Origin of the sequence: Citrobacter sp. CK189, assembly GCF_030333505.1 — a bacterium.
Taxonomy (GTDB): Bacteria; Pseudomonadota; Gammaproteobacteria; order Enterobacterales; family Enterobacteriaceae; genus Citrobacter_B; species Citrobacter_B koseri.
In genome coordinates, this window is record NZ_JAOWFV010000036.1 from 58,104 (window position 1) to 79,634 (window position 21,531).

16 protein-coding genes are annotated in these 21,531 nt (G+C 54.3%); 6 read left to right on the forward strand and 10 right to left on the reverse strand.

Annotated elements, in window-relative coordinates:
* The first annotated feature begins 13 nt into the window (after window positions 1–13).
* The 4 genes from odhB to OGV83_RS06725 all read left to right on the forward strand — a co-directional run bounded on the left by odhB (window position 14) and on the right by OGV83_RS06725 (window position 4,897).
* Window positions 14–1,234: a 2-oxoglutarate dehydrogenase complex dihydrolipoyllysine-residue succinyltransferase gene (gene odhB, locus OGV83_RS06710; RefSeq protein WP_047458082.1), complete on the forward strand. Its 1,221-nt coding sequence runs from the start codon at window positions 14–16 to the stop codon at window positions 1,232–1,234.
* Window positions 1,235–1,363: 129 nt separating this feature from the next.
* Window positions 1,364–2,530, forward strand: a complete 1,167-nt coding sequence (gene sucC / locus OGV83_RS06715) for an ADP-forming succinate--CoA ligase subunit beta (RefSeq protein WP_012133271.1) — start codon at window positions 1,364–1,366, stop codon at window positions 2,528–2,530.
* Window positions 2,530–3,399 (forward strand): succinate--CoA ligase subunit alpha, encoded by an 870-nt coding sequence (gene sucD / locus OGV83_RS06720; RefSeq protein WP_130028158.1) that lies wholly within the window; start codon window positions 2,530–2,532, stop codon window positions 3,397–3,399. The genes sucC and sucD overlap by 1 nt, the downstream gene beginning before the upstream one ends.
* 589 nt (window positions 3,400–3,988) lie before the next feature.
* Entirely contained in the window at window positions 3,989–4,897 is a 909-nt protein-coding gene (locus OGV83_RS06725; RefSeq protein WP_024130527.1) for a LysR family transcriptional regulator, read from the forward strand.
* Between the two features lie 140 nt (window positions 4,898–5,037).
* Here the strand turns inward: OGV83_RS06725 and cobO are convergent, their stop codons facing one another.
* The 10 genes from cobO to OGV83_RS06775 form a co-directional block, all read right to left on the reverse strand.
* Entirely contained in the window at window positions 5,038–5,640 is a 603-nt protein-coding gene (cobO, locus tag OGV83_RS06730) for a cob(I)yrinic acid a,c-diamide adenosyltransferase (protein ID WP_012133266.1), read from the reverse strand.
* A gap of 9 nt (window positions 5,641–5,649) precedes the next feature.
* Window positions 5,650–7,302, reverse strand: a complete 1,653-nt coding sequence (locus tag OGV83_RS06735; protein WP_071259700.1) for a class I fumarate hydratase — start codon at window positions 7,300–7,302, stop codon at window positions 5,650–5,652.
* A 108-nt stretch (window positions 7,303–7,410) separates the two neighbouring features.
* Window positions 7,411–8,718, reverse strand: a complete 1,308-nt coding sequence (locus OGV83_RS06740) for a dicarboxylate/amino acid:cation symporter (protein WP_012133264.1) — start codon at window positions 8,716–8,718, stop codon at window positions 7,411–7,413.
* A 167-nt stretch (window positions 8,719–8,885) separates the two neighbouring features.
* A complete protein-coding gene (locus OGV83_RS06745; protein ID WP_012133262.1) occupies window positions 8,886–9,203 on the reverse strand; it encodes a DUF4387 domain-containing protein in 318 nt (105 codons plus the stop codon).
* Entirely contained in the window at window positions 9,200–10,570 is a 1,371-nt protein-coding gene (locus OGV83_RS06750; RefSeq protein ID WP_286463320.1) for an acyclic terpene utilization AtuA family protein, read from the reverse strand. Before OGV83_RS06750 ends, OGV83_RS06745 begins: the two co-directional genes overlap by 4 nt.
* Before the next feature lie 3 nt (window positions 10,571–10,573).
* Complete coding sequence (locus OGV83_RS06755; protein ID WP_012133260.1) at window positions 10,574–11,815, reverse strand: methylaspartate ammonia-lyase; 1,242 nt, start codon at window positions 11,813–11,815, stop codon at window positions 10,574–10,576.
* Window positions 11,815–13,260 (reverse strand): methylaspartate mutase subunit E, encoded by a 1,446-nt coding sequence (locus tag OGV83_RS06760; RefSeq protein WP_012133259.1) that lies wholly within the window; start codon window positions 13,258–13,260, stop codon window positions 11,815–11,817. Before OGV83_RS06760 ends, OGV83_RS06755 begins: the two co-directional genes overlap by 1 nt.
* A gap of 18 nt (window positions 13,261–13,278) precedes the next feature.
* Window positions 13,279–14,667 carry a methylaspartate mutase accessory protein GlmL gene (gene glmL, locus OGV83_RS06765; RefSeq protein WP_104868910.1) on the reverse strand — a complete coding sequence of 463 codons (1,389 nt, stop codon included), beginning with the start codon at window positions 14,665–14,667 and terminating at the stop codon, window positions 13,279–13,281.
* On the reverse strand, window positions 14,667–15,116 hold the full coding sequence (gene glmS, locus OGV83_RS06770) for a methylaspartate mutase subunit S (RefSeq protein ID WP_012133257.1): 450 nt from the start codon (window positions 15,114–15,116) through the stop codon (window positions 14,667–14,669). The genes glmL and glmS overlap by 1 nt, the downstream gene beginning before the upstream one ends.
* A gap of 490 nt (window positions 15,117–15,606) precedes the next feature.
* Window positions 15,607–16,326, reverse strand: a complete 720-nt coding sequence (locus tag OGV83_RS06775; protein WP_047458069.1) for a GntR family transcriptional regulator — start codon at window positions 16,324–16,326, stop codon at window positions 15,607–15,609.
* A gap of 177 nt (window positions 16,327–16,503) precedes the next feature.
* On the opposite strand from OGV83_RS06775, the gene mngA reads away from it, so the two are divergent.
* Window positions 16,504–18,420: a PTS 2-O-a-mannosyl-D-glycerate transporter subunit IIABC gene (gene mngA, locus OGV83_RS06780; protein ID WP_286463392.1), complete on the forward strand. Its 1,917-nt coding sequence runs from the start codon at window positions 16,504–16,506 to the stop codon at window positions 18,418–18,420.
* A gap of 21 nt (window positions 18,421–18,441) precedes the next feature.
* A complete protein-coding gene (gene mngB / locus OGV83_RS06785) occupies window positions 18,442–21,075 on the forward strand; it encodes a mannosylglycerate hydrolase (RefSeq protein ID WP_286463322.1) in 2,634 nt (877 codons plus the stop codon).
* Window positions 21,076–21,531: the final 456 nt, after the last annotated feature.

A 21,531-nucleotide genomic window follows, 5' to 3' on the forward strand; every position in this document is an offset into this window, starting at 1 on the left:
TAAAGGATAAATAATGAGTAGCGTAGATATTCTTGTTCCCGACCTGCCTGAGTCCGTAGCGGACGCAACCGTTGCGACCTGGCACAAAAAACCGGGCGATAGTGTCCAGCGTGATGAAGTGCTGGTAGAAATCGAAACTGACAAAGTGGTACTGGAAGTACCGGCATCGGCTGACGGCATTCTGGATGCGGTTCTGGAAGATGAAGGTACGACGGTAACGTCTCGCCAGATCCTGGGTCGCCTGCGTGAAGGCAACAGCTCCGGTAAAGAGACCAGCGCCAAATCCGAAGAGAAAGCGTCTACACCGGCGCAGCGCCAGCAGGCGTCGCTATCCGAGCAGAACAACGATGCCCTCAGCCCGGCGATCCGCCGTCTGTTGGGTGAACACAACCTCGACGCCAGCGCCATCAAAGGCACGGGCGTAGGCGGTCGCATCACGCGCGAAGATGTGGAAAAACATCTGGCGAAGGCACCGGCGAAAGCGGAAGCCAAAGCGCCGGAAGCCGCGCCTGCCGCACAGCCTGCGCTTGGCGCTCGCAGTGAAAAACGCGTCCCGATGACCCGTCTGCGCAAGCGCGTAGCCGAGCGTCTGCTGGAAGCGAAAAACTCCACCGCGATGCTGACCACGTTCAACGAAGTCAACATGAAGCCAATCATGGATCTGCGTAAGCAGTACGGCGACGCGTTTGAAAAACGTCACGGCATTCGTCTGGGCTTCATGTCCTTCTACGTGAAAGCGGTGGTTGAAGCGCTGAAACGCTACCCGGAAGTGAACGCCTCCATTGATGGCGACGACGTGGTGTATCACAACTACTTCGACGTCAGCATGGCGGTTTCCACGCCGCGTGGTCTGGTAACGCCGGTACTGCGTGATGTCGATACCCTCGGCATGGCGGATATCGAGAAGAAAATCAAAGAACTGGCCGTGAAAGGGCGTGACGGTAAGCTGACGGTGGACGATCTGACCGGCGGTAATTTCACCATCACCAACGGTGGCGTGTTCGGCTCGCTGATGTCTACCCCGATCATCAACCCGCCGCAGAGCGCAATCCTCGGCATGCATGCGATCAAAGATCGTCCGATGGCGGTGGATGGCAAGGTTGAGATCCTGCCGATGATGTACCTGGCGCTGTCTTACGATCACCGTCTGATCGATGGTCGTGAATCAGTGGGCTTCCTGGTCGCCATTAAAGAGCTGCTGGAAGATCCGACGCGTCTGCTGCTGGACGTGTAGTCACTTTTTAGTGTCACCTGCCCTGTAGGCCGGATAAGGCGCTGGTGAGATGCCTGATGGCGACGCAGCCGCGTCTAATCAGGCCTACAGGTTTAAAGATAACGATTACCTGAAGGATGGACAGAACACATGAACTTACATGAATATCAGGCAAAACAACTTTTTGCCCGCTATGGCTTACCGGCGCCGGTGGGTTATGCCTGTACTACTCCGCGTGAAGCAGAAGAAGCCGCTTCAAAAATCGGCGCGGGTCCGTGGGTAGTAAAATGTCAGGTTCACGCAGGCGGCCGTGGCAAAGCGGGCGGTGTGAAGGTTGTTAACAGCAAAGAAGAGATTCGCGCGTTTGCGGAACACTGGCTGGGTAAACGCCTCGTGACCTACCAGACAGACGCTAACGGTCAACCGGTCAACCAGATTCTGGTTGAAGCGGCGACTGATATCGATAAAGAGCTGTATCTTGGCGCGGTTGTTGACCGTAGTTCTCGCCGCGTGGTCTTTATGGCCTCCACCGAAGGCGGCGTGGAAATCGAAAAAGTGGCGGAAGAGACCCCGCACCTGATCCACAAAATCGCCCTCGATCCGCTGGCGGGTCCAATGCCGTATCAGGGCCGCGAACTGGCGTTCAAACTGGGTCTGGAAGGTAAGCAGGTTCAGCAATTTACGAAGATCTTTATGGGTCTGGCGACCATTTTCCTTGAGCGCGATCTGGCGCTGATCGAAATCAACCCGCTGGTGATCACTAAGCAGGGCGATCTGATCTGTCTCGACGGCAAACTGGGCGCTGACGGCAACGCGCTGTTCCGCCAGCCGGATCTGCGTGAAATGCGCGACCAGTCTCAGGAAGACCCGCGTGAAGCGCAGGCGGCGCAGTGGGAACTGAACTACGTGGCGCTGGACGGCAACATCGGCTGCATGGTTAACGGCGCAGGTCTGGCGATGGGCACGATGGACATCGTTAAACTGCACGGCGGCGAACCGGCTAACTTCCTCGACGTAGGCGGCGGCGCGACCAAAGAGCGCGTAACCGAAGCGTTCAAAATCATCCTCTCTGACGACAACGTGAAAGCGGTTCTGGTTAACATCTTCGGCGGCATCGTCCGTTGCGACCTGATTGCCGACGGTATCATCGGCGCGGTAGAAGAAGTGGGTGTTAGCGTACCGGTTGTCGTACGTCTGGAAGGCAACAACGCCGAACTCGGCGCGAAAAAACTGGCTGACAGCGGCCTGAATATTATTGCAGCGAAAAGTCTGACGGATGCAGCTCAGCAGGTTGTTGCCGCAGTGGAGGGGAAATAATGTCTGTTTTAATCGATAAAAACACCAAGGTTATCTGCCAGGGCTTTACCGGTAGCCAGGGGACTTTCCACTCTGAACAGGCGATTGCTTACGGCACGCAGATGGTGGGCGGCGTAACGCCAGGCAAAGGCGGCTCCACGCATCTGGGTCTGCCGGTGTTCAATACCGTGCGTGAAGCGGTAGAGGCCACTGGCGCCACCGCAACGGTTATCTACGTTCCGGCGCCGTTCTGCAAAGACTCCATTCTGGAGGCTGTCGACGCGGGCATCAAACTGATTATCACCATCACTGAAGGCATCCCGACGCTGGATATGCTGACCGTGAAAGTCGCGCTTGACGAAGCGGGCGTGCGCATGATCGGGCCGAACTGCCCGGGCGTGATCACCCCTGGCGAGTGCAAAATCGGCATCATGCCGGGCCACATCCACAAGCCGGGCAAAGTGGGCATCGTGTCCCGCTCCGGTACGCTGACCTATGAAGCGGTTAAGCAGACCACTGACTACGGTTTCGGCCAGTCCACCTGTGTGGGCATCGGCGGCGACCCGATCCCGGGCTCTAACTTCATCGATATCCTGAAACTGTTCCAGGAAGATCCGCAGACTGAAGCGATCGTGATGATCGGTGAGATCGGCGGTAGCGCGGAAGAAGAGGCGGCGGCATACATCAAAGAACACGTAACCAAGCCGGTTGTCGGTTACATCGCGGGCGTTACCGCGCCGAAAGGCAAGCGTATGGGTCACGCGGGCGCGATTATCGCGGGTGGTAAAGGTACGGCGGATGAGAAATTCGCCGCGCTGGAAGCCGCAGGCGTGAAAACCGTTCGTAGCCTGGCGGATATCGGCGAAGCGCTGAAAGCCGTAATGAAGTAATTCTCAAAAAGCAGCAATAAGGCCCGACTCCTTCGTGCGACAGGGGAATACCTGAAGCGCGGAGGATGCAGGGCTGGTCCGTTTTCGACATGGTTGGTCACCTTCTGGTGACCTTTTTTTTGCCTGTTTTGCCGCTTAACCGTGTTGAAAATAAGCATCTTGCTGCGGTAAACGTTTACCCGCGCTTATTGTTATTAATATCATCCTGCCAGCAGGTAACGAACAGAAAATTATCAGACACATAAACAGTCGCTTTCTGTTATGCCGCGTGTTAAATCCTCCTTAAATAAACCACAAATAATATTGATTCACCTCGCAACATTTTTTCTCCATAAAACAAGTTAACATGAAAAATTATTAAGAACTTATTAGCACTATTTGCCTGTAATTAACCGCGTTTAAATTGTGTTTATTGTCGGGGTTGAGTATTATTGCTTAATATTTAAACACTGGCAGTGTGCGTAAATCATGGAGTGGATCAATGACATTAGCGGAGAAAATAAAATATAACTCTCGGGGATAATCTGGAGGGTTTGCATTAATTTTTTATAAATTAAACTATTTTTGTACGCTGCATATGGAAGACGTTATGAGAGGAAAGATACCCAAGACCGAATTACTGGTGACTTTTGAAGTGGTGGCGCGTCACGAAAGCTATACCCGGGCAGCAGAAGAGTTGGCGTTGACTCAGAGTGCCGTGTTCCGGCAGGTGAATGCGCTGGAGGATTTTTTACATACCTCGTTATTTAACCATGCCAAAAAGCGAATTTTTTTAAATGCAGCCGGTAAGCATTATCTGAGCATTGTTAAAGAAACACTTAACAAACTTGAACGCGATACCAATACGATAATGACCTGGCAACCCACCGTTCAGGTCATTGAGCTGGCGGTGAACCCAACGTTCAGTACCCACTGGCTGATTCCGAATTTACGTGAATTTAATAAAATAAATCCTGACATTATCGTTAATATTCATTCGCTGGCGAATATTGGCGATTTTCTTAACCGTGAGTATGACGCCGCCATTATGCGGGAAGATTTTTGCTCGCCCTGGTCAGAGGTGGAGTATTTATTTGAAGAGGAAATTTTACCCGTATGCAGTGGCAGCCTTTTACCTCAGCCGAATCAAAAACTGACCGTAGAAGAGTTGCTCAATGAATTTCCCCTTTTGCATCAAAGTACGCGCATCAAAGGCTGGCAGGAATGGTTCGCGCTGTCGGATATCAACAGTCCGCTGGTGAATAAAGGCCCGCGCTTTGATTTATTGTCGATGCTGATTGCCGCCGTGCGTTCTAATCTGGGCGTGGCGCTATTGCCCCGGTTTGCGATCCAGCACGATCTGGATAACGGTGAGATGGTGATTCCCTGCGATGTGCCGATGCGTACAGGGAACCGGTTTATTATGACGTGGCGCGAAGAAAAAGCGGAATCCCGGTATTTACAGATCTTCCGTGACTGGCTGCTGCAAAAATCGGTAATCTCAGCGGTGGAGCGCTGATGCCGGATGGCGGCCAGTGGCCTTATCCGGCCTGCAAACGGTGAGAACTGATGCCGGATGCCGGCCAGTGGCCTTATCCGGCCTACAAACGGTGAGGGCTGTAGGCCTGATAAGCGCAGCGCCATCAGGCAAAGGCGCGGCTACCAGTCTATCCCGGCCTGCGCCTGAATGCCGCTATCGAATGCATGCTTCACCGGGCGGACTTCGCTGACCGTATCGGCGAGTTCCAGTAACTGCGTATGACACCCGCGACCGGTAACGATCACGCTCTGCTGTTCGGGACGATTCACAATCGCGGCGATCACGTCCTGGGTGTCCAGGTAGTGATAAGCCAGCATGTATGTCAGTTCATCCAGCACCACCAGATCGTAACGCGGGTCGGCGAGCATACGCCTGCCTTCCTGCCAGACGGCTTCCGCCGCCTGTATATCCGCTTCCCGGTCCTGCGTCTCCCAGGTAAAACCGGTGCCCATAATGTGAAACTCAACGCCAAGCGGTTGCAGCGTGTTGTATTCACCGTTATCCCACTGACCTTTAATAAATTGCGCGACGCCAACGGTTTTGCCGTGACCGACCGCGCGGGTCGCGGTGCCAAAGGCCGCCGTCGATTTTCCTTTACCGTTCCCGGTGAAAACAATCAGGACTCCTTTCTGTTCCGTGGCCGCTGCCACACGGGTGTCCACCTGTTCTTTCAGTTTTTGCTGCCGCTGGCGGTGCCTGTCAGTATTGGCTCGCGCTTCCATAAATGCTCCTTAATGTCCTGCCGGACAGGTCGCGCAGCGATGTTGCTGCTCAAACTGGCTGAAGAAGTTATTGCCTTTATCATCCACCAGCACAAAGGCGGGCAGGTTTTTGACCTCCATCATCCACACGGCTTCCATCCCCAGTTCGGGATACTCAAGGCAGCGTAAGCTTTTAACGTACTGCTGCGCCAGAAGCGCGGCGGCGCCGCCAATGCTGCCAAGATTGAAGCCGCCATGCTTGTGGCAGGCCTCGGTTACTTGCTGACTGCGGTTGCCTTTCGAAAGCATGATCAAACTGCCGCCCGCCGCCTGGAAGGCGTCAACATAGCCGTCCATGCGCCCGCCGGTGGTCGGGCCGAGCGAGCCGCAGGCCTGTTTTTCCGGCGTTTTGGCTGGCCCCGCGTAATAAACAATGTGATTTTTCATGTAGTCCGGCATCGGTTCGCCGTTATCCAGACGCTCTTTAATTTTGGCGTGCGCGATATCGCGGGCGACGACAATCGGGCCGTTCAGCGACAGTCGGGTGCCGACAGGCAGCGTGGAAAGGTTATGCAGGATCTCGCGCAGCGGACGGTTGAGATCGAGCTGTACGGTCTGGGCGCTGTTTTCCACGCGCAGGGATTCAGGAATAAATTTTCCCGGATTGTGTTCGAGTTTTTCCAGCCAGATGCCGCGCTTGTTGATTTTCGCTTTAATATTGCGGTCGGCAGAGCAGGAGAGCGCCATTGCGATGGGGCAGGAGCCGCCGTGACGCGGCAGGCGGATAACGCGGATATCATGAGCGAAATATTTGCCACCAAACTGTGCTCCGATGCCAAACTCGCGGCTGGCATTGAGCAGGGTTGTTTCCAGCGCCGTGTCGCGAAACGCCTGGCCCAGCTCGTTTCCGCTGGTCGGCAGGGTGTCGTAATATTTGGTTGAGGCCAGCTTCGCCACTTTCAGCGCCTGGTCGGCAGACAATCCGCCAACCACAAAAGCGATATGGTAGGGTGGGCAGGCTGCTGTTCCCAGCGACCGCATTTTTTCGATCAGGAAAGCGGTGAGTTTTTCGGGTTGCAGAATAGATTTGGTTTCCTGAAACAGCGCCGCTTTGTTGGCGGAACCGCCGCCTTTATTGACGAAGAGAAACCGGTATTCGTCACCCGGCGTCGCGCTGATATCAATCTGGGCGGGCAGGTTGGTTTGGGTATTCACCTCGGTGTACATGTCCAGCGGGGCGTTCTGGGAGTAGCGTAAGTTATTTTCCTGGAAAGTGATGTACACGCCTTTGCTCAGGGCTTCGGCATCGTTGCCGCCTGTCCAGACGTGCTGACCTTTGCTCGCCACAATGGTTGCCGTTCCCGTGTCCTGGCAGTTTGGCAGTACGCCTTTCGCCGAGACTTCGGCATTGCGTAACAGTTGCAGCGCGACGTACTTATCATTACTGCTGGCCTGCGGATCGTGCAGGATGCTGGCAATCTGCTTCAGATGCGCGGTGCGCAGGAAAAACGAGGCTTCATAAAATGCCTGTTGGGCCAGCAGAGTCAGCGCTTCAGGCGCGACTTTGATAACCTCTTCACCGTCTAACTCCGTTACCGTAATGTGCTTGTCGCTGAGTAATTCATATTCCGTCGTATCTTTGCTTTGAACAAACGGTTCCTGCCAGACAAATGGTTTAGACATATTAACTTCTCACCTTTAAGTTATTTTTGCCGGACGGCTGTCCGGCCTACAACAATGCGCAAACCGTAGGCCGGATAAGCGTTAGCGCCATCCGGCATCGCTGTGGTATCAGGACATCGCCACTTCTGAGTGTTCGGTTGCCGGGCGCTCCTGTTCCGGGGTTTTGACCGGCGCTTTGCCACGGCAGCCTGCGCCGAAGTGCTCGCCTTCCCAACGACCGACAATCGCCGCACCCATCGCATTACTCATCACGTTGGTGGCAGAACGGCCCATATCGAGGAACGGATCGACGCCCATCAGCAGGATCAGACCGGCTTCTGGAATGTTGAATTGGTTGAGGGTAGCGGCGATAACCACCATTGACGCACGCGGCACGCCTGCCATTCCTTTGGAGGTCAGCATCAGAATCAGCAGCATGGTGATCTGCTCGCCCATGCTCAGTTCAATGTTGCACGCCTGGGCGATAAACACGGTGGCAAACGAGCAGTAGGCCATTGAGCCGACGAGGTTAAAGGAGTAACCGATAGGCAGTACGAAGCTGGCAATCTTGGAAGAGACGCCAAACTTCTCCAGTTTGTCCAGCGTACCAGGGAAAGCCGCCTCCGAGCTGGACGTGGTAAAGGCCAGCAGCGCGGGTTCGAAGATTGCTTTGGTCAGACGACTGATGCACGGCCCGACAATCATTGTCGACAGGCCAATCAGGATCGCCCACAGCATCCCCAGCGTCAGGTAGAACTCGCCCATGAAGATCCCGGCGCTGACCATCACGCCCAGACCGCGTTCAGCAATCAAACCGGAGATGGCGGCAAAGACGGTCAGCGGCGCAAACAGCATCACGTAACCTGTCAGCTTCAGCATGACGTGCACCAGCGAGTCGAGCACTTTAACGATGGCGGCGCCTTTTTCACCAACAGCGGCCAGGCTGCAACCGAGGAAAATGGAGAACACCACAATTTGCAGGATCTCGTTGCGCGCCATCGCATCGATAATGCTGGTGGGCACGGCGTGTGAGATAAAGACTTTCAGCGTGAAGGGTTCAGACTGCACGGCGGCAACCGCGCCTGCGTCGTGTGCCACAAAGTTAATGCCTGCGCCTGGCTGGAACATATTGACGATGACCAGACCCAACGCAATAGACAACAATGAGGCGCAAATAAACAGGAAAAAGGTTTTAGAGAATATACGCCCCAGCGTTTTGGCATCGCCCATTTTGGCGATCCCCACCACTAACGTTGAAATAACCAAGGGGGCAATAATCATTTTTACCATGCGCAAAAATATGGTGGTAAAAATAGAGATGTCCTGGGCGTACGATTTTGCTGTTTCAGCCGATGCCATATTATTAATGGCCACCCCGGCAATCATGCCGAGTATCAGGCCTAATATGATCATTTTGGTTAAACTTATTTTTTTCATGTTTGCTCCATCGGATAATGGTTGGAGAATAATGTGTAGGGCAGCGCATACCCGAACGCAGACAACCGCTCAGGTACGCGCTTGTTATGACCAACCGCATGAATAATCAGGAAAACAGTGATACAGCAAAATCCTGTATCCTGATGGCTGTTGTTGTATTGTTATGACTACAAGTCGAAGGTAATACTTAATAGCGGCGCGTGTTGCTGCGCGCCATAAACATCATTGTCACCAACGTTGCCGGAAATAATATCGCGCGGCATGACAATTTTTACCGCATTTGCCGGATCAAACCAGACAATGCGATGAATAAAATCAGGCTCGACGTTATATAAACGGGCAATAAGCTGCGGCGTTAATTGTTCCGATGCTTTTACCCGCTGATAGTCTTCCCGGGTTTTAAACAAAATATCTAAAACCAGTTCGTACGGTCCGGCGTTTTTGGAACGGATCACCTGCGCCAGTGAGCAAATCGAGTGTTTCATGCCTGAACTCCTTCCGGCGTCACCTGTTCGATGTGGAAATCAAATTGCAGCGCGTCGCTCGCTTCAATCAGGTGATAGATTGAAAACTCATACACTGGCCCGCTTTGAATATCGGAAGGCGAGAACGGGAAGGCGAGGTTGCCCGCTGTCGCAATCCGGTTTTCATAGCCATAGTGCAGGAGGGTGGAACGCACCAGCGAACAGGCGCTGTTGGCGATATCCTGCGTCGGCGCGACCACGTCGAGCAATATGCCCAGTTCGTGCCCGGCGCTCTGCATCGGTTCGTGATTGCCCATCACCCCGTTCTTACCGTACAGGTGGAACGTCATGCGGATGCTGTCATCATTCAGCGAGAGGTTACGTGCCACGCTGGTCTTCACCTCTTCGAGAATGGTGTCAATGCTGGCAATCATGATCGGGTCGCGCGTCCCGGCGATGGTCAGACAGCGGAAGCCCACCTGACGCGCGCCTTCCAGCTTCAGCGCGTACGGCGTCTCTTCGTGACGGGAACCGCTGACGTAGACCTCGCCCTCGTTGACCGCTTTGAAGCTGCACCCTTTCAGATTCAGCACGCCGCCCGGCCCCGGCAGGTAGTACGGATCGGATTTCTCATACAGGGTGTGCGCCGCCGCAGAGGTTTCGGTGAACTTGCGCTTTGGATTGAACGTTTTAAGCGTAAAGCCGTTATCGTCAATGATCCCCATCGCGCAGTCGGAACCGGAACCCGGCGTCGCGGCGATGGCCGCGCACTCAAGGATCTTGCCGCAGTGCAGCGCCAGACCTTCATCAAAGCCCTGCATGATCGGCAGCGCCGCGAAGCAGGCCGGATCGTAAGCGCGTCCGCCCAGCACCACCTGCGCACCGGCTTTCAGCGCCCGCTGGAAAGGTTCGATGCCCATTTGCGCGACGATATAGGTGCTTTGGTCGATCGCGTCGTGGGTCAGTTCCGGGACGAAATCCAGCGCGGTGATTTTGCCGTTATCCAGCGCCTGGTGAACGATCGCTTTATCAACATCTGACGGGATAAGCGCCATCGAAAACGACAGCTTCTCTTCCTGCGCAATCTCAAGGATTATCTGGCGACACCACTCCAGATGCGGCGCCGCGCCGGAGCCTCCGGCAGTGCCGATCACCACCGGGATGTTGTTTTTCACGCCTGCGGTGATCATATAGCGCAGATCGCGTTTCACTCCCGCCCTGTCGGTAAAGGGTTTCCCTGCCCCCAGGTAGTGGGGGCCAGGATCGGAGGAACCGGCGTCAACGGCGATCAGATCCGGCGACTCCTCCATCGCTTTGCGAAAGCTCTCTTCCGGGAAGCCATAGCCCAGAATGGCCGTCGGCGATAAGATCTTAAATGTGCGTGCCATTTCTCAATCCTTTGTCTGCAACAGCGCGATGGTACGGTTCATCTCGTTAAACACGATGTTGAGACCTTCATCGAAGCCCATACCCGGTTTCACCAGCATCCGCATCGGGCGCGCGGCCAGCGCGACATGTACGCAGGTGCGGGCGCTGATCTCGGTTTCGTTACAGGTGCCGCCCTGATAGGCTTCCATCCCGTGTTTGTTGCAATAGAGCACGGCGTCAACGATGTTGTGAATGCCGCCGAGATCCGGGGTTTTGATCTGCACCATGTGGCAACTGCCCGCGTCAGTGAAATCGACGATGTCCTGATAGGTGTTACACCATTCGTCAGCGACAATTTTCACGCCGGAACCGAGGCGGGTCAGCTCTTTGGTGATGGCGGTCAGCAGACGGATCTGATCCGGTTTGTTACCGGCATCCACCGGGCCTTCAATGTACAACGGCAGACCCTGCGCTTCTTTCTCCAGGCTGGCGATGTACTCCGCGCAGCGTACCGGGTCCATATCGAAGATCAGACCGATAGTGCCGTAGACATCAATATGCAGCGTCGGGTGATAGCGTGGGCTGGTGCGCAGGCTCAGGATGCGATCGGACAGCCAGCGTACATACTCACGCAGTTTCTCGCCCTGAAAGCCCAGTTTCTCTTCCACGTTGTTGATCAGCGCATGCGGCAGCACGTCAACGCCTTTGAGGATCATCTTATCGACGGCGATATAGCGATCGTCGCCGCTCTGACCAAATAACGGAATCGCTTCCGGGACGCACGGTAACTGCCATTCATCGCAAACCACTTCTGCTTTCAGACGACCGGACGCCAGCGCGGTGGCGTCGAGCAGCGCCTGCGACAGGCCGTAACGCACGGCGGTGTGCAGCAGATTGCCGTCAATGCGCAGCTTGTCGAAGAAGCGGGCGTTCGGCAGGAACGCATCGACATCACGGCCTTCCAGCAGCGGTTTAATATGATCGTTCAGGAACGGAATAAAGTGCTCCGCCAGGAACAGCGGGTCACGACCACCAGCGCCGGAATACTGCACGGCGGCGCAGTCACCGACCGCTACCGCGCCATTTTCCAGAATCAGCTGTACCGAGATGCACTCGCCCGCCTGACGCACAGAGGTAAAACCGGGCGTGACCGGCGCGCCGGTATAAATGAATCCATCATGACCCGCGCCGTTTTTAATCGCCTGCTGATCGTCGAAATAGAATGAGGAGTAGCCAGCGGTGAAAAGGGCCTGTTTAATTTTCATTATGGTCTTCCTATTAATTGACTGTGGGATACCGCGTTGATGTCATCAACAACCATCTGGAATGAGGGCTTGCGTCCTTCAAAATGGGCGCGCTCAGCGACGTAATCGTGGTGCAGGGCGAGGATATCTTTCGGCAGCGGAACCGCACCGGCTTCAAGGATGCGAATGGCGCCGGAGTTATCGCGAACCGGCAGGATTTTGCCTGCGTTACAGGAGGCCGGGGCGAAAGGGACGTCCAGCACGCCGGCTTCAAAAGCCAGCACCGTGCCGCGCGCCACATCGCCGTTACCCAGCTCAAAGACTTTTTTCAGCACCGCACGGACTTCGCACTTAATCAGTTCGACTTCCTGTTCCACGGCCGCGCACGGCGGGAACTTCTGGTCGCTGACCATATTGAGCATCTGGCGAGAGGCTTTAAGCCCCTGGGCGTTTGCGGCGGCCGTTGGGATACCGAAGGCTTCGTGCGGACTCTTGGTGATCACTTTGGTCGCGCCGGACATACCCGCCACCGCCGCGCCCCAGGAGATAATGGCGAACGCTTTGGATTCATCTTCCGGGAAGCCGCCCATCCACTGGTGGAAGACGGTGCTCAGTTCGTAATCATCAAAGCCGTAGTTCTGGAAATATTCGTGGGACAGTTCGCGCAGTGACTGAATGGCGGCGATATCCTGCGTCAGGCTGCCCACCTGGCCATAGCCGACGGTAATCGACTTCACGCCCTGTTCCAGCGCCAGCAGACCTTCGATGATGGCGACCGCGTGGGACATAAACGGCGGGATCAGCGTGCCGGTCAGCGGGCCGAACGGCTCGCGGTTAATGCGGATGCCGTGTTCTTCATACATTCCCATCAGACGGTCGCAGTACTGCCAGTCGCGAATTGATTTTTCCAGCGTGACGCGCTTGGCGTAAGGAATGTTGTAGGAGATGCCGCCGCCTTCATAGCTGGTGAAGCCGCTGGCCATCGCGATTTCCGCCAGCAGTCGCGCATCCGGCGTACCGTGACGAACCTGAATGGGTTTTTCCAGCGCTTCCGTCATCCGGCGGCAGGCAGCAACGCCGTGGTTGACAACCGGCAGGCCGTTCAGCTTAGAGGTGCCTGCTTCGATGGATTTTTGAATACCGATCGCCGCTTCTTCGTAACGGTTCAGACGGGTATAGGCATCGATGGTGCTGGGAAGCAGATCGCACTCTTCCTGCAACGTTTTGAGCAGCGCGATGTGTTCATCCATCAGCGCCACGCCCGCGCGCGGCTGGCTGAGCGTTTTGCCTTCCTGATCGGCTTTTAACAGGGCGTGAGAAAAGCGTTTTTTCTCTGGAATGGTTTGCTGATACTTCACGCCATCTTCAAAATTCTCGACGTCCTTGCCGGTATGCCAGGTTTGCAATACCTGATGCCGCTCGGTCATGAATTCGTCATGGGTTAATTTTTTATTTCGGAGTTCCATTCGTAGCTGCCTTAGGTTTTATAGGGTTAAACATTGAATACTGGTGCGAGCGGCGAGCTGCGGGTACAGCCTGGCGACGTTCGCCAGCAGAGGAAGCAAGCCTTTTGAATCGCGGTAATAGTCAAACTGCCCGGGTAAGAGAATGCGTCTGCCGTCATCGTCCAGCTCGCGGTATTTCAACCAGCGATGGATGTCGAACTGACTGGCGCGGGAGAGCCATCCGCCGGAACCGACAACTTTGCGAACGGTGGTGAGGTCGCGCCCCATCTGTAAGTCGACGTTGCCCACGCAGGTGCAGACCTGCTTTTTGGTGCCCGCGTGACGTTCGCTGGCATAACCCACGCACAGCCCTGCCAGCAGGGCGTCGAAGAATTTCTCTTCGTCGCTGCGGGGAAGGTAATCGGGGTGGGACACCAGGTGGCGCAGATAGCCGTAGAACGCCTCCTGACGCTCAGGCTGTTGGGCAAACACGACGTTTACCATCTCCTGGGTGCTTTCTCCGACCACAAGGGCAGAGACGCGCATCCCGAGATCGCCTTCAACGGTGCGTTTGACGAACGGTTCCGGCACGCCATGCAGCACGGTATCGGGAGAGAGCATATTGGCGCAGGCGGAGTACACGTCGGTGGTGGCGCCGCCCATATCGATCAGCATGAACTCTTTCCATGCGCTGTCGATGTCGCTGATGGCTTTAACCAGCTCGTAGACGGTCCACGGTGTTGGCATCGGCTCTTCGCCGGTTTCGCTAACAATCACGTCCAGCCCTTTGCCTTTCACGATGCGGGACAGGAACAGATCGCAAATGGCCTGGCGGGCGGCATACGGATTCGGGTGATCGAGGTCGGGCAGAATGTTGTCTACCGTGGTCAGATCTTTGTGCCCCAGAATGGCCTGTACCTCATCCTGAATGTCACGGTTTCCGGCATAAATAATCGCGCAATCCAGATTTGAGTTCGCCAGCGCGCGCGCATTCGCCAGGCCGTAGCTTTCTTCGCCGCCATCCGTACCGCCGGTAAACAGCAGGATGTCCGGCGGCGAGTTTTCTAACGCCTGGATGTCATGGCGGTTGAGCTTATACGCGTAATATTGCGCGATCTTCGCCCCCGCTGAGTGGGCAGTAACTTTTGCGGATTCCAGCGTGATAGACGGCACCAGCCCCATAGCGGCGACGGCGAGCCCGCCTTTTGCCGATGAGGAGTATTTCAACTGCACTTCGCCGCTTTTCAGCAACGGACGGGCATCGGCGACATTCAGCACCTGATTCAGGCTGGCAAAAAAACCGTCTGCCAGATGGTATGTGGTGGTTGGCGTCAGGACATGGTTCACCAGGGTTAACGCATCCCCCTCCCTGGCGAAGAGGGCGGCTTTGGTCCATGTCGAGCCGATATCGACAGAGACGATTTGCATCAGATGGCCTCTTCAAGGCAGCGCTGTTCAACACCATGACGCGGGTTAATGTCCCCGGCCATTAACCGGCACACATCTTCCAGATCATGACTTGGCGCGAAGACGCGGTTAAAGCCCATCTCTTTAAACTTCGCTTCCACGTCGGCAAAGTCATGTTTACCCACCACCAGATTGCCGCCGACATAGAGCAGAATGTCACCAATACCGCGTTCGATGCAGCGTTCACGTAAACCGAGGCAGTCGATATCGCCGTGGCCGTAAATGGATGACACGACAATCGCATCGGCGCCGGTTTCGATTGCGGCATCAATATATTCATCCTGGCTTACCATGACCCCCAGATTGATTACGCGAAAATCATGGGCAGTAAAAACGCGATCCAAAACTTTATTGCCTACTGCATGGCAGTCAGCACCAATGACGCCAATAACAAGTGTTGATTTTTTCATGAGTAATCCTCTGTAGAGCTGATGAACAAAAGGTAAGAGTCTTCGTTTAATATTGCGCACTCAGGTTTCTGCAACCTTTTAATAGTCATGGAGTGTCTGTGCAGGCGGGAAGGGATGCAATTGATCTATTTTCAAAATATCTTTCTTAAAAATAATGTTCTTAATTAATCATTAGAAGGGTGTTTGTTATCAATGAGTTATTATTGATTGTCCAGCTCTGGTTAATTTAATTGGAACAGGGAGTTAATAAATAATATGCTGTGTTTGTGATCGCGGTCTTATTTATTTTTGCAAACGGTTATTGAGAGATAAATATAATACAAAGGCAAAACTGTGAGTTAAATAACGGAACGGAAATGGATGTTTCTATAGGAACACGGTTCATTGTTAATGAAAGGATAAATATGATAATAATTTGTTCTTTCTTACCGGGCGGATTATTTGTGAGCCCGGTAGCATATTGTCACAATACCGTGAACAGAAAACATGATCAGCGCTGTTTTCTGCGCGCGATCAACGTAAATTTATAATCATCAGTATTAAACGCATTACGGCTATATTCAAATACCTGACCGTCTTTCAGAAATCCGCGAGAGACTTTCTCCAGGATCGGTTTACTTGCGCTGATCGCCAGCGTGCGGCTCATTTCTTCGGTTGGCATGATCGGGATCAGCTCCTGCTCGCTGCGATCAATGACCATCTGCTTCACCTCTTCAATAAAGTGATACTTGGAATTTTCCATCACCTGCCAGGTCAGGTCGGGAAAGAGCGCCAGCGGCATCCATGTCTCTTCGAGAGCGACGGGTTTTTGCTTAATGTAACGCACGCGTTTTACGTGCCAGACCCGGTTGTTCTCCGCCAGTTGTAACTGGTTGCGCAGAAAGTCGTCCGCCGGGATCACTTCAAAAACCAAAACGTCACTGTGGGTGTCAACATGGCGATCGGCGAGTTTTTCGTAAAAGCTGGTTAACTGGTAAATGTCGTAATTGACCCGCTCTTCTTTCACATAGGTCCCGCTGCCCTGAATGCTTTCGATGATCTGCTGTTCGGTCAGTTGCTTGAGCGCCTGGCGTACCGTGACCCGGCTCACGCCAAACGCATGCTGCAATGCCTGCTCGGTGGGTAACGCGTCGCCTGCTTTCAGTTCGCCACGTTCAATCTGCTCGCGGATTCGGTCGGCAATCTGTCGGTATAACGGTTTTTGGCTCATCTTTTTACTTTTGTATGAATGAATTAATACGACTTCGTTGATTATGCCCGATCAATATCTCTTGTAAATAATACAAATTAAATACAAATTATTTTACGTAAGTGAAAATGATCACATAAATGTATTGTTTCATCTGGCACAATTTCTGAAACATACAATGACAGTGTGAGGACTATGATGAACCTGACGACGTTAACCCACCGCGATGCGTTATGCCTGAACGCCCGGTTTGGCAGTCGTGAAGAGGCTATTCACGCGTTAACCCAGCGGCTTGTGCAACTGGGGAAAATTTCAGATTCCGATGCTTACCTTGAAGAAGTCTTTTTGCGTGAAAGTCAGGGGCCAACGGCGTTGGGAGAAGGGCTGGCGGTGCCGCATGGTAAAACGTCGGCGGTTAAAGAAGCGGCATTTGCCGTGGCCACCCTGCGCGAACCCATGATGTGGGAAGGGGTTGACGGGCCGGAAGCGGTGACGCTGATTTTTCTGCTCGCCATTCCGCCAGGCGAAGCGGGAAGCACCCATATGCAGTTGCTGACCGCACTCACCACGCGACTGGCGGATGATGACACCCGCGCGAGGATTCTGGCAGCGACCACGGCGGATGAGCTACTGTCGGCGCTGGACGACCAATATCAGGAAAGCGCTTTTCAGCCCTTACGGGATGCGCCGACCATCGTCTGCGTAACGGCGTGCCCGGCGGGGATTGCGCACACCTATATGGCGGCGGAGTATCTGGAAAAAGCGGGACGCAAACTGGGCGTGAACGTGTATGTGGAAAAGCAGGGCGCTAACGGAATTGAAGGCCGTCTTACCGCGCAGCAGCTCAACGCGGCAAAAGCCTGCATTTTCGCCGCAGAGGTGGCGATAAAAGAGAGTGAGCGCTTTGCGGGCATTCCTGCGCTGTCGGTGCCCGTCGCCGAACCTATCCGCCATGCCGAAGCATTGATCCAACAAGCGCTGGCGCTGGAGCCCGTGCAGGGCGATCGCGCGGTTTACCAGGAAACGGCAGCGCCTAAGAGTCTGAAAACGGAGTTAAAACAGGCGCTGTTGAGCGGCATCTCGTTCGCCGTGCCGCTGATTGTCGCCGGAGGAACCGTACTGGCCGTGTCGGTGCTGCTGGCGCAAATGCTCGGCTTGCAGCATCTCTTCGATCAGGAGAACTCCTGGCTGTGGATGTACCGCAAGCTGGGCGGCGGGATGCTCGGCATCCTGATGGTGCCGGTGCTCGCCGCTTATACCGCCTATTCGCTGGCGGATAAACCCGCGCTGGCTCCCGGATTCGCCGCCGGCCTTGCCGCCAATATGATTGGCTCCGGCTTTCTCGGCGCGATCGCGGGTGGCTTGATCGCCGGATATCTGATGCGCTGGGTGAAAAACCATCTTCGCCTGAGCAGCAAATTCAACGGCTTCCTGACCTTCTATCTGTATCCGGTCATCGGCACCTTAGGCGCGGGCAGCCTGATGCTGTTTGTGGTGGGCGAGCCCGTTGCGTGGATCAACAACGCGCTGACCGCCTGGCTTAATGGGCTGAGCGGCGCCAATGCGCTGCTGCTTGGCGCGATTCTCGGCTTTATGTGTTCTTTCGATTTGGGCGGGCCGGTCAATAAAGCGTCTTACGCGTTCTGCCTTGGGGCGATGGCGAACGGCGTCTACGGCCCGTATGCCATTTTCGCCTCGGTCAAAATGGTGTCCGCCTTCACCGTAACGGCATCAACGATGCTGGCGCCGAGGCTGTTCAAAGAGTTTGAGATCGAAACAGGAAAGTCGACCTGGCTACTGGGGCTGGCGGGCATTACGGAAGGGGCAATCCCGATGGCGATTGAAGATCCGCTGCGGGTTATCGGTTCTTTTGTTCTGGGGTCAATGGTGACGGGTGCGATTGTTGGCGCGATGAACATTGGTCTTTCGACGCCGGGCGCAGGCATTTTTTCACTCTTTCTTTTGCATGACGCCGGATACGGCGGTTTCGTCGCCGCCGCAGGCTGGTTTGGCGCAGCGTTAGTGGGGACAGCGATATCGACCACCATCCTGCTGTTCTGGCGTCGTCATGCGGTAAAGCAGGGCAAGTATCTGACTAACAATGTGTTGCCATAAACGAACTAACAGGAAACGAAGATGAAAGCAGTATCTCGCGTTCACATTACGCCGCATATGCACTGGGATCGTGAATGGTATTTCACCACGGAAGCGTCACGTATTTTGCTGGTCAACAATATGGAGGAGATCCTGACCCGCCTGGAGCAGGATGCAGAGTATAAATATTATGTCCTTGACGGGCAGACGGCGGTGCTGGAGGACTATTTCGCCGTCAAAGCGGAAAATAAAGCGCGGGTAAGAAAGCTGGTGCAGGCCGGAAAACTGATTATCGGCCCGTGGTATACCCAAACGGATACCACGCTGGTATCCGGGGAGTCGATCGTGCGTAATCTGATGTACGGTATGCGCGACTGCCAGGCGTTTGGCGAACCGATGAAAATTGGCTATCTGCCGGATTCGTTCGGCATGTCGGGGCAGCTTCCGCATATCTATAACGGTTTCGGTATTACCCGCGCCATGTTCTGGCGTGGTTGTTCGGAACGCCATGGCACCGATAAAACCGAGTTTTTATGGCAAAGCGCGGATGGCAGTGAAGTGACGGCGCAGGTGCTGCCGCTGGGCTACGCGATTGGTAAGTACTTACCGGAGGACGAGGCCGGGCTGCGTAAACGTCTCGACAGCTACTTCGATGTGCTGGAGCGCGCGTCGCTGACCAAAGAAATTTTGCTGCCGAATGGCCACGATCAAATGCCGTTGCAGCAAAATATCTTTGCGGTGATGGATAAACTGCGCGAAATCTACCCGCAGCGTAAGTTTGTGATGAGCCGCTTTGAAGAGGTGTTTGAACACATAGAAGCCCGTCGCGAGCAGCTTGCCACGCTGAAAGGCGAGTTTATTGATGGCAAATATATGCGCGTTCATCGCACCATTGGTTCGACGCGGATGGACATCAAAATCGCCCATGCGCGCATTGAGAACAAAATCGTCAACATTCTTGAGCCGCTGGCGACGCTGGCCTGGACGCTGGGGTTTGAGTATCACCACGGCCTGCTGGAGAAAATGTGGAAAGAGATTCTGAAGAATCACGCCCACGACAGCATCGGCTGCTGTTGCAGTGACAAAGTACACCGCGAAATTGCCTCCCGTTTCGAGCTGGCTGAGGATATGGCCGACAACCTGATCTGTTTTTATCAGCGCAAAATCGCCGACAACATGCCGCAGAGCGATGCCGACAAACTGGTGCTGTTTAACCTGATGCCGTGGCCGCGTGAAGAGGTGATTAACACCACGGTACGCCTGCGCGCCAGCCAGTTCTCTCTGCGGGATGATCGGGGCAACGCCATTCCTTATTGCATTCGCCATGCCCGGGAGATCGATCCCGGTTTAATTGACCGCCAGATTGTGCATTACGGTAACTACGAGCCGTTTATGGAATTTGATATCCAGATCCAGCAGATTATCCCTTCAATGGGCTATCGCACGCTTTATATCGAACCGAACGCAGCGGGCAATGTGGTGAGCCCGACGGTTTCATCAGACGCGCTGCTGGAGAACGCGTTCTGGCAGATTACGGCGAATGATGACGGTACGCTGAACCTGCGCGATAAAGACAGCGGCGTGCGTTATCAGCGCATACTGGCGCTGGAAGAGGGGTCAGACGATGGCGATGAGTACGATTACTCCCCCGCCAGAGAAGAGTGGCTGCTTACTTCGACGACGGCAAAACCGGAATATGAAGTGATTCATGGCGCGTGGCAGAGCAGGGTTGTCATTCGCTATACCCTGGCGGTTCCGGCGAATCTTGCCGAACGCAGCGCGCGGCAGCGCAACGGAACGTTAGGCGTGGAGATCGCCGTCACCCTGAGCCATAACAGCAGACGCATTGATGTTGAGGTGGCGCTGGATAATCAGGCTGACGATCACCGCGTGCGGGTGTTAATCCCCACGCCGTTCACGACGGATGTTGTGCTGGCGGACACCCAGTTTGGCGCAGTGACGCGTCCGGTACAGGACAGCGCGATGGAAAACTGGCAGGAAGAGGGGTGGAAAGAGGCGCCGGTGCCGGTCTGGAATATGCTGAACTATGCGGCGCTTCAGGAAGAGAGAAATGGCCTTGCGCTCTTCACGGAGGGATTACGTGAATTTGAAGTTATCGGCGAAGGGAAGAAAACGTTCGCCTTGACGCTCCTGCGTGGGATGGGGCTGCTGGGGAAAGAGGATCTACTGCTGCGACCAGGGCGGCCTTCCGGCATCAAAATGGCGGTGCCGGATTCACAAATGCGCGGAATGCTGCGCAGTCGGTTTAGCCTGTTCAGCTATAGCGGAACGCCTTTTAGCGCCGGTGTCGCGCAACAGGCGAAGGCGTGGCTGACGCCTGTTCAGTGCTATAACAAAATTCCCTGGGATGCGATGAAACTCAACAAGGCCGATGTTTGCGTACCGGAACATTACAGCCTGTTAACGATGTCGCCGGTGGGCTGCCTGTTAAGCGCGCTGAAAAAAGCAGAGGATCGCGATGATGTCATCCTGCGCCTGTACAATCCGTCCGAAACAACCTCATGTGATGCCACCGTTGCCTTTGGCAGAGCCGTTAGCGCATGTACAGAGACCATGATGGATGAACAGGCGTGCCCTGCGAAAGGAGAGGGTGCAAGTGGGGCTGGCCTCTTTCTGCCGGGGCAGTCCCGAACGTTTAGCTACACGCTTGCCTGAATCTCAGACAAACAGATTAAAGCCACGCTTAGCGTGGCTTTATTGTTAACGGAATAATAACAATCCGGTGTTAATTTCAATGGGCTCAAAAGTAAAATATTTGTGATTATTTTCATGGCAAATTGACCCTGTGGAAAATTACGCTGAAGCGTCTACGCTAAATAGTTGCAGACGGCAAAAGAATGTCGTCGATGATAACGTTAAATGAAATGCTGTTTTTTTATATATACCTTTCTATTAGATAACCGCCAACACCCTCAGAGATACATATGCGCAACATTGTTTTCACTGTGTTTACGCATTGTATACACCGTTAACGAATTTTGGTGTTTTTGATTTAAATCAATGTTTAATGCTTGGAAAAAGATGTCAAAACACGATAAATTGTCGCCGATCAAATTGGCCTGAAACCGGTAAATTAGCTATAAATTGATCAATGTCGAAAAATGCAAATTT

What these genes read in the sequence shown, in the direction of transcription:
- odhB (WP_047458082.1), top strand. Translation starts at nt 14, where the DNA reads ATGAGTAGCGTAGATATTCTTGTTCCCGACCTGCCTGAGTCCGTAGCG.
- sucC (WP_012133271.1), top strand. Translation starts at nt 1,364, where the DNA reads ATGAACTTACATGAATATCAGGCAAAACAACTTTTTGCCCGCTATGGC.
- sucD (WP_130028158.1), top strand. Translation starts at nt 2,530, where the DNA reads ATGTCTGTTTTAATCGATAAAAACACCAAGGTTATCTGCCAGGGCTTT.
- OGV83_RS06725 (WP_024130527.1), top strand. Translation starts at nt 3,989, where the DNA reads ATGAGAGGAAAGATACCCAAGACCGAATTACTGGTGACTTTTGAAGTG.
- cobO (WP_012133266.1), bottom strand. Translation starts at nt 5,640, where the DNA reads ATGGAAGCGCGAGCCAATACTGACAGGCACCGCCAGCGGCAGCAAAAA.
- OGV83_RS06735 (WP_071259700.1), bottom strand. Translation starts at nt 7,302, where the DNA reads ATGTCTAAACCATTTGTCTGGCAGGAACCGTTTGTTCAAAGCAAAGAT.
- OGV83_RS06740 (WP_012133264.1), bottom strand. Translation starts at nt 8,718, where the DNA reads ATGAAAAAAATAAGTTTAACCAAAATGATCATATTAGGCCTGATACTC.
- OGV83_RS06745 (WP_012133262.1), bottom strand. Translation starts at nt 9,203, where the DNA reads ATGAAACACTCGATTTGCTCACTGGCGCAGGTGATCCGTTCCAAAAAC.
- OGV83_RS06750 (WP_286463320.1), bottom strand. Translation starts at nt 10,570, where the DNA reads ATGGCACGCACATTTAAGATCTTATCGCCGACGGCCATTCTGGGCTAT.
- OGV83_RS06755 (WP_012133260.1), bottom strand. Translation starts at nt 11,815, where the DNA reads ATGAAAATTAAACAGGCCCTTTTCACCGCTGGCTACTCCTCATTCTAT.
- OGV83_RS06760 (WP_012133259.1), bottom strand. Translation starts at nt 13,260, where the DNA reads ATGGAACTCCGAAATAAAAAATTAACCCATGACGAATTCATGACCGAG.
- glmL (WP_104868910.1), bottom strand. Translation starts at nt 14,667, where the DNA reads ATGCAAATCGTCTCTGTCGATATCGGCTCGACATGGACCAAAGCCGCC.
- glmS (WP_012133257.1), bottom strand. Translation starts at nt 15,116, where the DNA reads ATGAAAAAATCAACACTTGTTATTGGCGTCATTGGTGCTGACTGCCAT.
- OGV83_RS06775 (WP_047458069.1), bottom strand. Translation starts at nt 16,326, where the DNA reads ATGAGCCAAAAACCGTTATACCGACAGATTGCCGACCGAATCCGCGAG.
- mngA (WP_286463392.1), top strand. Translation starts at nt 16,504, where the DNA reads ATGAACCTGACGACGTTAACCCACCGCGATGCGTTATGCCTGAACGCC.
- mngB (WP_286463322.1), top strand. Translation starts at nt 18,442, where the DNA reads ATGAAAGCAGTATCTCGCGTTCACATTACGCCGCATATGCACTGGGAT.